Here is a 3,681-nt window from a genome sequence, read left to right as displayed (position 1 = left end):
CTGGATTACGAGTTTCTCCCGCAGCATAAATCGTGCGCTGATCATGAAGATTAAAACAATAATTGGGCATAAAACGCTCAAATGTTTTTCGTAATAACTGACTTTCTGGTTGAGATAAATTTACCGAATCACGGTTTAAATCTACTTCATTAGCATTTTCTCTGGTATAAGCTTCTGCACCGTCAGGATTTAGAATTGGTATACATAATAATGTAAACTCTTTTTTAATCTTTTTAGCTTCGTCGGAATCTTCTTTTAGAAAATTAAATAAATCAAAAAGAGCTTTTGTAGTTGTAGATTCATTTCCATGCATTTGCGACCAGAGGAATATTTTTGTTTTTCCAGTTCCAATTCTAATTGTATAAATAGGTTTTTTATTTACTGACAAACCAATTGTTGATACATCGAAAACATCTGATAAATTTTCCAAAACTGGCTCAACATGATTGTTCGTAATATATCTTCCAAACAATTTTTGCTCTTTAATTTCTGCAAATATTTTAATCCAATCCATAGTAAAATGTTATAATTTACAAAAGTAAACATCTTATTATTTACAATTGTAAACAAGAAATTAACAGTTTTAATTAACTTCTGTAAACAGCTTTCAATCATTATGCATGTAAGTTGTTATGTATTGTAAACATTAAATTTTTAAATAATAACTAAATATTTAATTATTTAATTTCCAGTTAGTTAAATATATTCATATAAAGTGTTAGATTATAAATCGATTGCTTTTTACAATTGTAAAATAGGTTATTAGACTACAATTGTTTACATTTGTAACTTAGTGATTAATTAATACTAATTTACAATGGTAAACATAGACGATTTTATAAAAAGACTAGAAATTATACTAGATTACTATAGCTTATCTGCTTCTGGTTTTGCTGATAAAGTTGGTGTGCAGCGTTCTAGTTTGTCACATCTACTATCTGGCAGAAATAAGCCAAGTTTAGATTTAATATTAAAAATAATTGAGAATTTTCCTGAAGTAGATTTGTATTGGATTTTGAATGGAAAAGGAAATTTTCCAAAATCGGAAATTATAAAGACCCCAAATATTCAAACTTCTACTCCAATTTCAAAAAAAAATATTGAAGAAAATATAACCCAAGATTTTCCTGATTTATTTTCTGAAGAAAAACAAATAGAAAAAAATCCCGTATTTGAAAATATAAAAAATAATTTTTCAAATACGGGAAATATACAAAGCATAAATAATGAATCGGAAATTGAACGAATTGTAGTTTTTTACAAAAATGGAAGTTTTAAAAATTACTTGCCCGAATAATTATTTTTTTGGTACATAACTATTTTTAGGAATTTTTCCAATAACTCCAATAAAATTAGATTCTAATACTTTTATATCATTATCAATATTTCCTGTTGGATAAAATGGTTCACACAATTTGACTTCTTTTTCTCCAAAATTGAAAACTACTGGAATTATTGGCACATTTGCTTTCATGGCAATGTAATAAAATCCTGTTTTCCATTCTGTTACTTTTTTTCGAGTTCCTTCGGGAGCAATGGCAAGACGAAACACTTCTCTTTTAGTAAAAATATTTGCAATAGCATCTACTTTGTTTAAACCTCCTGTTCTGTCAAGTGGCTCTCCTCCCATCCAACGAAAATAAGCTCCGAATGGAAATTTGAATAATTCTTTTTTGGCTACAAAATTCATCTCCAAACCTGTAATCCCGCGTGTAAAAATCCCCAAATAAAAATCATGATTACTGGTATGAGGTACTGTAATCATTATACATTTTTTTATTTCAGGATTAATACTTCCAGAGATTTTCCAACCCATGAGTTTGAAAAAAATGAATCGGTATATATTTTTTTTCATTGTTAAAATTTAGTCAAAAATAGCATTATATTTACTATTTGAAAAGGCAAATTATGAATTTCAAGCGACTTTTAAGCTATTTAGTTCCAATAAAAGTATATGAGGTAAAATCTGATATTAATAAAAGTCTAGAAATTACTTGGAATAATGGACAATTAGTCTTGGATTCTAAAAATACTAATTTTTCTTATGGGAGTTTACAAAAAGTACTTCGATATGGTTTAAAAGAAGTTGGTTTTGATATAATTAAATCTTTTGAAAATATACTAATACTAGGTGTTGCTGGAGGAAGCGTAATTAAAACGTTAGTAGATGAATTGCAATATAAGGGAAACATAACTGGTGTCGAAATAGATTCTGAAACTATAAATCTTGCAAATACATATTTTGGTTTAGATAAAATTGAAAATATCGAAATTATTATTGCTGATGCTAGAAATTTTGTACAAGAAACTAAGAAAAAATTCGATTTAATAATCATTGATATTTTTGAAGATAATATAATGCCCGATTTTCTATTTGAAGAAATATTTATTACTTCTGTTTTCAATCTTTTAAATGCAAACGGCTGTATTGTTTTTAATACAATTGTAAGTGACAATTCAACACAAATTAGAAATGAAAATTTTACTAAATTGATAGAATTAAAAAATATATCAGTAAAAAGGATTCCAAATCTTGAAGGAGATAATGAGTTATTTATTCTAAGCTAAATTACTGCAAATGAAAGCATTTCTTAAAAAATTATTAGTTGGTAAGATTTCTAAAAAAGAAAAACAACGATTTAATCCTATAGAAAAGCGTATTTTGAATATACGCTCAATTTGGAATAACGATCATCAGGACGATAACGGAATCGAAAAAATATTTAGATTATTTCTTTCTATTTCTCAACTTTTGTTTCCTGGAATTTATATTAAGTATTTTGCCAGCAAAAAAGGATTTGAATACCAAGATTTAGCAATGGATTTATTCGTGCTAATTAAAGTCATATTTCCAATACTTATTTTAAAATACCATTGGTACGATAATCTGATAGTTGTAGGGATAATGGTCTATCTTTTACTGGAAACTATTTTGTACATTCCTACACTAATTTTTGCCTCAGATATGTTATCGCGACCACGCTCCTACAAGCGTTCGATGCTATTGTTATTTTTTAATTATCTTGAAATTGTTATTGCATTTGCTGTGTTGTATTCCTGTGGTAATCATATGAATAAGCCGTTTTTGCATTGGTTTGATCCTATTTATTTTAGTATTGTAAGTGCCAATTCTATTGGTTTTGGAGATTATTATCCAATTACAACATTTGCTAAAGTTTTAGTAAGTGTTCAGGCTATGTTTTTCCTATCGTTTGTGATTTTATTCTTAAATTTCTTTTCAGCAAAAGTAAAAAGTAGAGGATATTTTGATAGTGAAAGTGAGATGTAAATATTGGTCTTATTTGATTAACATTTTCCTCGCCTTCTCCAAATCCTCCAAAGTGTCAATTCCAATTCCTACATGAGTAGTTTCGATCATTTTGATGCGTTTTCCGTATTCTAAATAGCGAAGTTGTTCAAGTTTCTCGGAAGCTTCGAGTGATAGCATTGGTAAATGATAAAAATCTAGCAAGGCTTGTTTTCTAAAAGCATAAATACCAATGTGTTGCATATATCTCACGCCCACATTTTCTTCTCTTGGATACGGAATTACGGAACGAGAAAAATATAATGCAAATCCTTGTTGGTCGACAATTACTTTGACATTATTTGGGTTTTCAATATCGTTTTTATCCGTGATATTTCTCATTAAGGAAGCCAAATCTACTTGCTTATCAACAT

The 3,681-nt window shown here is 28.0% G+C and carries 6 protein-coding genes; 3 read left to right on the top strand and 3 right to left on the bottom strand.

Going from position 1 to position 3,681, the window contains the following annotated elements; all coding sequences use genetic code 11:
• Positions 1 to 514 (bottom strand): M14 family zinc carboxypeptidase (locus ACHZC3_RS07635; protein WP_394759270.1); only part of this gene is annotated, 514 nt, incomplete at its 3' end.
• Positions 515 to 817: 303 nt separating this feature from the next.
• Between ACHZC3_RS07635 and ACHZC3_RS07630 the strand changes: the two genes are divergently transcribed.
• A complete protein-coding gene (locus ACHZC3_RS07630; protein WP_394759269.1) occupies positions 818 to 1,297 on the top strand; it encodes a helix-turn-helix domain-containing protein in 480 nt (159 codons plus the stop codon).
• On the opposite strand, the gene ACHZC3_RS07625 is transcribed toward ACHZC3_RS07630, so the two are convergent.
• Positions 1,298 to 1,855 carry a 1-acyl-sn-glycerol-3-phosphate acyltransferase gene (locus ACHZC3_RS07625; protein WP_394759268.1) on the bottom strand — a complete coding sequence of 186 codons (558 nt, stop codon included), beginning with the start codon at positions 1,853 to 1,855 and terminating at the stop codon, positions 1,298 to 1,300.
• A 53-nt stretch (positions 1,856 to 1,908) separates the two neighbouring features.
• Between ACHZC3_RS07625 and ACHZC3_RS07620 the strand changes: the two genes are divergently transcribed.
• A complete protein-coding gene (locus ACHZC3_RS07620; RefSeq protein WP_394759267.1) occupies positions 1,909 to 2,568 on the top strand; it encodes a spermidine synthase in 660 nt (219 codons plus the stop codon).
• 10 nt (positions 2,569 to 2,578) lie between these two features.
• Positions 2,579 to 3,289: a potassium channel family protein gene (locus ACHZC3_RS07615; protein ID WP_394759266.1), complete on the top strand. Its 711-nt coding sequence runs from the start codon at positions 2,579 to 2,581 to the stop codon at positions 3,287 to 3,289.
• 9 nt (positions 3,290 to 3,298) lie between these two features.
• Here the strand turns inward: ACHZC3_RS07615 and ACHZC3_RS07610 are convergent.
• Positions 3,299 to 3,681 (bottom strand): cytidylyltransferase domain-containing protein (locus ACHZC3_RS07610; RefSeq protein ID WP_394759265.1); only part of this gene is annotated, 383 nt, incomplete at its 5' end.

The organism is Flavobacterium sp. (assembly GCF_043720215.1).
Taxonomy (GTDB): domain Bacteria; phylum Bacteroidota; class Bacteroidia; order Flavobacteriales; family Flavobacteriaceae; genus Flavobacterium.
Note: the sequence above shows the minus strand (reverse complement) of the source record. Positions and strands in the feature narration are given on the sequence as shown.

What these genes read in the sequence shown, in the direction of transcription:
- ACHZC3_RS07620 (WP_394759267.1), top strand. Translation starts at nt 1,909, where the DNA reads ATGAATTTCAAGCGACTTTTAAGCTATTTAGTTCCAATAAAAGTATAT.
- ACHZC3_RS07615 (WP_394759266.1), top strand. Translation starts at nt 2,579, where the DNA reads ATGAAAGCATTTCTTAAAAAATTATTAGTTGGTAAGATTTCTAAAAAA.
- ACHZC3_RS07630 (WP_394759269.1), top strand. Translation starts at nt 818, where the DNA reads ATGGTAAACATAGACGATTTTATAAAAAGACTAGAAATTATACTAGAT.
- ACHZC3_RS07625 (WP_394759268.1), bottom strand. Translation starts at nt 1,855, where the DNA reads ATGAAAAAAAATATATACCGATTCATTTTTTTCAAACTCATGGGTTGG.